Source organism: Hymenobacter lapidiphilus, from assembly GCF_013377885.1.
Lineage (GTDB): Bacteria > Bacteroidota > Bacteroidia > Cytophagales > Hymenobacteraceae > Hymenobacter > Hymenobacter lapidiphilus.
This window is the reverse complement of sequence record NZ_JABKAU010000032.1, coordinates 49,472-55,471: the sequence shown is the minus strand read 5'-3', so window position 1 is coordinate 55,471 and position 6,000 is coordinate 49,472. Positions and strand designations below refer to the sequence as shown.

The following is a 6,000-nucleotide window of genomic DNA, read 5'->3' as shown; positions in this document are numbered from 1 at the left end:
GCAATAGAACTACGGCCCCGGCAAATCAAAGGTGGGTTTCTAGTATAAAACTGCTGCAACCCGCCCCAACCCACTACTTTTGCGACGGCCGGTGTCCTGGTTACACCCTTTGCATTGTCTAGGGCTGCCTCTCCGCGCCGGCTACTACTTCTTCCTTTTGACTTCCCTCCTAAAAATCCTGCTGCTTCCCTTCAGCTGGCTCTATGCGGCCGTGCTGGCGATGCGCAACTGGCTCTACGACCGGGGCTGGAAACCCAGCACGGCCTTTCCCGAGGTACCGGTGCTCAGTGTGGGCAACCTGCGGGTAGGAGGCACCGGCAAAACGCCCCACGTGGCCTGGTTGGTGGCCTGGCTGCAGGCCCGCGGGCAGCGGCCGGCGCTGCTCAGCCGGGGTTACGGCCGTCGTACCCGTGGCTACCGGCTCGCCACGGCTGCCGATTCGGCCGCTACGGTTGGCGACGAGCCCTGGCAGCAGTTTGGGCAGTTTGGCGGGGTGGTGCCGGTAGTGGTGAGCGAAGACCGGGTAGCTGGCATCCGGCGGCTGCTGGCCGAAGTGCCCGCCCTGACGGCCGTGGTGCTCGACGATGCCTACCAGCACCGCCGGGTACGGCCGGCCGTAAATATCCTGCTGACTGAGCAGCAGCGGCCGTTTTATAGGGATGAAGTGCTGCCGGCCGGCCGCTTGCGCGAGAGCCGGGTCGGGGCCGCCCGCGCCGATGCGGTTATCATCACCAAGTGCGCCCCCGACCTGACCGTAATTGCTCAGGCCGGCATCACCCAGCAGGTGCGCCGCTATGCCCGGCCCGAGGTGCCAGTGCTGTTTTCTGCCTACGATTATGGCGCGCCAGTGCCCGTGCCGGGTACGGCGGCCGGCCGGATGACCGCGCCGATGAGTGGGGCTGAGGTGGTCTTGCTGACTGGTATTGCCCAGCCCGGCCCGCTGCTGGCGCACCTCGCAGCGGCCGGATACCGCGTAGCCCACCACGCCCGCTTCGCCGACCACCACGCTTTTACGCCCGCCGAAATTGCGGCCCTGGCTGCGCAATGCCAGCCGGGCCAGTGCGTTCTGACCACCCAGAAGGATGCGGCCCGCCTGCAGGAGCCCGCGCTGGCGGCAAGTGTGGCCGATTTGCCCGTATTTTACATTCCGATTACCGTCCGGTTCCTGGCCGACGGGGAGGCCCGGCTGGTCGCCCTGCTTGCCCCGTACTTTCCGCTTCCCGCCGTTGGCTGATTTTCCGTTGCTTTTCATCCGTAACTTCTCGCTGCGCCTGCTGCTGCTGGCCGGCCTGCTGGGGCTGGGCCTGCTGCGCCCCTGGGCCGGCCACGCCCAAATTCTCGACGACTCGACCCGCAACCGCTATGGCGCCCGCACCACCTTCATTTTGAAGGAGCGCGACCTGCTGCAAGGCGATACCGTGGGCCGGATGGTGGACTCGACGCTTACGCGCCTGCCCCAGCAGCGCTACTGGACCCACGATACCACGTTTCAGCAGACGCTGGGCTACTTTGGGGCGGCCTCGCGGCCGCTACTCTGGGAGGCCAACCGCCAGCTGGGCGCCCGTCTGGGCCGTACCGTTTTCGACCAGTATGCCCGCGGTCCCGAAGATGTAAACTACTACGATACGAAGTCGCCCTACACGTTTTTTCGCTTTTTCCAGGGCAACCCCTACGAGCAGGTATTCGAGCTGGGCTACGCCCGCAGCCTCAAAAAGCGCTTCAATGTGGGCTTCAACTACGAGCGTTTTGGGGCCAACAAGGCCATTGCGGTCAGCAACACCAAAACCGGTCAGGTCGAGCACAACAACTTCGTGTTCTTTGCCCGCTACCAGTCGCTCAACAACCGCTACCACGCTATGGGCCACTTCAGTACGGCCCGCCACACGCTGGCCGAGCAGGGCGGCATCCGGCCCCAGCCCTACCAACTGGATACGCTGGCTAACCAGCTGGATACGCTGACCAATGGAAGGGTGTATCCTGACCTGAAACTGCTTTTTGGATTCCAGCGGGAGGTAGTGAACCTGACCAACGCCAAAAACCGCGACTCCCGCGACCGGGTGCGGCTGCTGCACAGCTATCAGCTGCTGGGCCGGGGCCTCACGGCGTACCACCTCTTCAACTTCAGCCGGCAGCTCAACCGGTACACCGACGAGCAGCCGGCCCCTGGCGGCGTGCGCAACCCGTTCTACCCGATAAACCGGCTCAGTTCGGCCGCCACCGACGACCGGGCTGAGTTTCGCCAGTTCGAGAATACGGTAGGCGTGATGGGGCAGAGCCAGCAGGTAAACTACCGCCTGTACGGCCGCTACCGTATGTATTCGCTCGAAACACGCTCGGCCTACGAGGCACCGCCGGTGGTGCGCGAGGCGCTACCTACAGTCGATGGCCCCAGCCAGCTGTTTGCGGGCGGCACGGCGGCGTTCCAGTACCGGCAGTTCGCCATCGAAACGGCCGGTGAAATCAAGCCCGATCTGAAAGACGCGGCGCAGACGGAATATTGGCTTAGCGGCCGGGCCCGACTGGGCTTTTTGAGTGGGGAGGTGCTGCTGACCAGTGTGGCCCCCACGCTCACGGAGCAGCAGTTCTCGGGCAATCACTTTGCCTGGAACACCAACTTTAAAAACGTGAATGTACAGCAGCTGCGGGTGCGGGCTGCCCGGCAACTGGGCCGGCACTTCGTGGAAGCCGTGGGCACGGGAGCCAATGTCAGCAACTACATCTACTACTCCGTCGACCCGATTTCCCAGACGGACCAGGTACATATGGATGGCCCCCGGCAGACAGTCGATTCCAGTCATTTTCAAATTGGCTCTCTCATGGGGCACTACCGGGGTAGCGTGGGGCACTTGTTCTTCGAGACGCAGGCGACCTTTACGGCCGGGGCCAGCTCCGACAACCCGGCGCTGCGGATTCCGGCCGTGGTGGGCGAGGCGCGGGTGTACTACCAGGGCTATCTGTTCAAAAAAGCGCTGTTCGGGCAGGTGGGCGTGCAGGGCTACTACCAGTCGCGCTGGAAGGCCTACGACTACAGCCCCAGCACCCAGCAGTTTTTCGTGCAGGACCACTTCACCATCCGCAGCGTGCCGGTGGCCGATGTGTTCCTGAATGCCGACATTAAAACGGTGGGCGTGTTCCTGAAAATGGCCTACATCAATCAGTTTCTGCCCCCAAACGGCTATTTCGCCGCGCCCTACTATTCCGCCCTGCCCCGCCGCTTCCAGTTCGGCCTGCGCTGGCAGTTCTTCAATTAGGGCTGAACAAGGCCTTACTATCCTGACGAAGGCTCTCCTTCGTTCCACCAGCACCCATGAAAGAGAAAACCATCCTCAAGCTGAAGCTCAACACCGACCCGCGGTGGGTGGACATTGCCAGCAAAAACCTCGAAGATATTCTGGTTGACCACGCGTACTGCGAGCAGAAAGCGGCCAGCACCGGCATTTCGCTCATCCTCAAATACCCCGAGAAGACCAGGCTGGTAGAGGAGCTGACGGCGCTGGTGGCCGAGGAGTGGGAGCACTTTGGCCGGGTGATGCAGGAGCTGCGCCAGCGCGGCTTCGCGCTGGGCCGCCCGCGCCGCGACGAGTACGTGGTGGCGCTATTGGCTCATGTGCGCAAGGGTGGCCCCCGCGAGCGGCAGCTCATGGACCAGCTGCTGGTGAGTGCGCTCATTGAGGCCCGCAGCTGCGAGCGGTTCAAACTGCTCTGGAAACACATTCCCGACCCCGGCCTGAGCCAGTTTTACTACGAGCTGATGGCCTCCGAAGCCGGCCACTTTGTGAGCTACGTGGAGCTGGCCAAGGAATACGCCGACCCGCAGGAGGTGGACGTGCGCTTCCAGGAGCTGCTGCGCATCGAAGGCGACATTGTAACCAGCCTGCCCGTTCGCGACGACCGGATGCATTGAGTGGGTTGCGGGTTGTCAGTCGTTAGCTTCTGTCAATGGCTGATAACCAGCTGCTGATCGTCGATTAGCCGAGCCAAAAACATGGTTGGAGTAAAAAACTTGCCTTCCGTTCGGGGTCTTCGTAGCTTAGGCCCCAACCATTTAGCTAGTTTGCTGCTCTGCCCAATTCCTTATGAAGAATCTGCTATTCTTTGCGTTGCTACTGGCGTTACCCTTCACCGGCCGCGCACAAGCTGCGGCCGGCTCTCAGCTTAACTTTTGCGGCGTTAACCTGCCCCTGGAAAACGGCTATACCGCCGTTTCAAGCTCCGAAGTAACCGGCCCGGCCTACCAGCTGGCGTGGGTGTACCTCGATTACAGCGTGATGCGTACCTACCCGCCCGAGCATGTGCGGGTGGCGAAGAAAAAGCAGAAAAACGTGGAGGTAACACCCTTTACCTGCACGCTGCTCGACGGCCCGCCGGCCCAGGGCACGCGCCTGGCGTACGCCACCGAAACGGGCGGCATGGCCTACCAGTACATCGTGTTCGGCATAGCTAAAGGCCAGCCCGTGCTGGTCGACCTCACGCTGCCTTTGGACCCCGAAAAAACCGACGACCTGCCCGCTCTCGTGCAGCAGTTTATGCGGCTGGAGAAGTAAGGAGGCTACTGCTGCCAGATTCCGGGAAATCAGCACCTTGTTAAGGTTTCAACACCCGGCTAAAGCAAAGGGGCACGGACTGCAGTCCGTGCCCCTTTGCTTTAGCCGGGTGTTCTCGTACCGTTTCTCACCTCTTGCTGGTGAACATCAGGTTTTCTGCTTCTTCTTCTTGGCGGCCGGAAACAGGATGTTGTTGAGAATGAGTCGGTAACCGGGCGAATTGGGATGAAGGCTCAGGTCGGTGGGCTCTTCCTCTACCAGATGCTGATAGTCTTCGGGGTCGTGGCCGCCATAGAAGGTCCAGGTGCCTTTGCCCAGCGTGCCGTGCATATAGCGCACCTCGCCCGACGCCTTGTTCTCGCCCATTACCACCACATCGGGCTTCACCAGGCTTTTGCGGAAGGCTGTGGTCTGGCCCATAAAGCCCTTGATGGTGCGTTCGTGGTTCTGGCTGAGCATGGTAGGCACCGGGTCGTACTTGGCCGAGAAGTTGAACAGCTGGAAATAGTCGTTGTCTTCGTACACGCCCCGCTCGCGCGGGTCCATGTCGATGTTGGAGTACTCGTACTCGAAGGGGTTGGGGCGCAGCTGGAAATTCTGGAAGGCCAGCGTGCGGTTGAAGTTGAGCTTGCTCTGCGCCTGCTGGTCGGCCGGGTCGCCGTCGTACATGCTCTCTACCATATCCAGGCCCAGGCCGGCCAGGGCAATGTCGTACGAGTCGGTGGCCGAGCACATGGCGAACATAAAGCCGCCGCCGGCAATAAACTCCTGCATCTTCACGGTTACGGCCCCTTTCATCTGGCTTACTTTGGCGAAGCCGTTGCGTTTGGCCGCTGCTTCGGCGTCGCGCTGCTGCTGCTGGTACCAGGGGCGGCTGCGGTACGAGGCGTAGAACTTGCCGTACTGGCCCGTGAAGTCCTCGTGGTGCAGGTGCAGCCAGTCGTACTTGGGCAGGTCGCCGCGCAGCACCTCGTCGTCGTAGATGGGGGTGAAGGGTATTTCGGCGTAGGTGAGCACCATCGTTACGGCGTCGTCCCAGGGCATCTTGCCCTTGGGCGTGTACACCGCAATTTTGGGCACCTTCTCCAGCTTCATCACATCCATGTTGGCGTTGGGGTCGGCTATTTCGGAGAGGATGTTGGTGTACTGCGCCCCGGAAATCACCTGGTAGCTCACGCCCCGGATGGCCAGCTCGTTTTCGGCCCCCGGCACCACATCGCAGGCAAAGGCCCCACCGCGGTAATTCAGCAGCCAGTCTACCTCCACCTGCTTGCCCAGCAGCCAGTAAGCCGCACCGTAGGCCTTCAGGTGTTCCTTCTGGCTTTTGTCCATCGGGATGAGAATATGGTTGGCTTGAACCGCCAGCGGCCCCAGCAGCCCGGCAGCCAGCACGAGCAACAAACTCAGCAGACGAAGATTTTTCATAGATAAAAGGCTAAAAACACGGCCCGGCGAA

At 61.7% G+C, this 6,000-nt stretch carries 5 protein-coding genes; 4 read left to right on the top strand and 1 reads right to left on the bottom strand.

The annotated features are described in order from the left end of the window. Window positions 1-157: 157 nt before the first annotated feature. From lpxK to HW554_RS15315, 4 genes are all read left to right on the top strand, one after another. Window positions 158-1,234, top strand: a complete 1,077-nt coding sequence (gene lpxK / locus HW554_RS15330; RefSeq protein WP_176909463.1) for a tetraacyldisaccharide 4'-kinase — start codon at window positions 158-160, stop codon at window positions 1,232-1,234. A gap of 7 nt (window positions 1,235-1,241) precedes the next feature. Further along, on the top strand, window positions 1,242-3,251 hold the full coding sequence (locus tag HW554_RS15325) for a putative porin (RefSeq protein WP_176909462.1): 2,010 nt from the start codon (window positions 1,242-1,244) through the stop codon (window positions 3,249-3,251). 56 nt (window positions 3,252-3,307) lie between these two features. Beyond that, window positions 3,308-3,904, top strand: a complete 597-nt coding sequence (gene miaE / locus HW554_RS15320) for a tRNA-(ms[2]io[6]A)-hydroxylase (RefSeq protein WP_176899939.1) — start codon at window positions 3,308-3,310, stop codon at window positions 3,902-3,904. A gap of 172 nt (window positions 3,905-4,076) precedes the next feature. Next, window positions 4,077-4,544: a hypothetical protein gene (locus tag HW554_RS15315; RefSeq protein ID WP_176909461.1), complete on the top strand. Its 468-nt coding sequence runs from the start codon at window positions 4,077-4,079 to the stop codon at window positions 4,542-4,544. Between the two features lie 147 nt (window positions 4,545-4,691). Here the strand turns inward: HW554_RS15315 and HW554_RS15310 are convergent, their stop codons facing one another. Continuing rightward, window positions 4,692-5,969, bottom strand: coding sequence for an asparagine synthetase B (locus HW554_RS15310; protein ID WP_176909460.1), 1,278 nt, complete (start codon window positions 5,967-5,969; stop codon window positions 4,692-4,694). Window positions 5,970-6,000 lie beyond the last annotated feature (31 nt).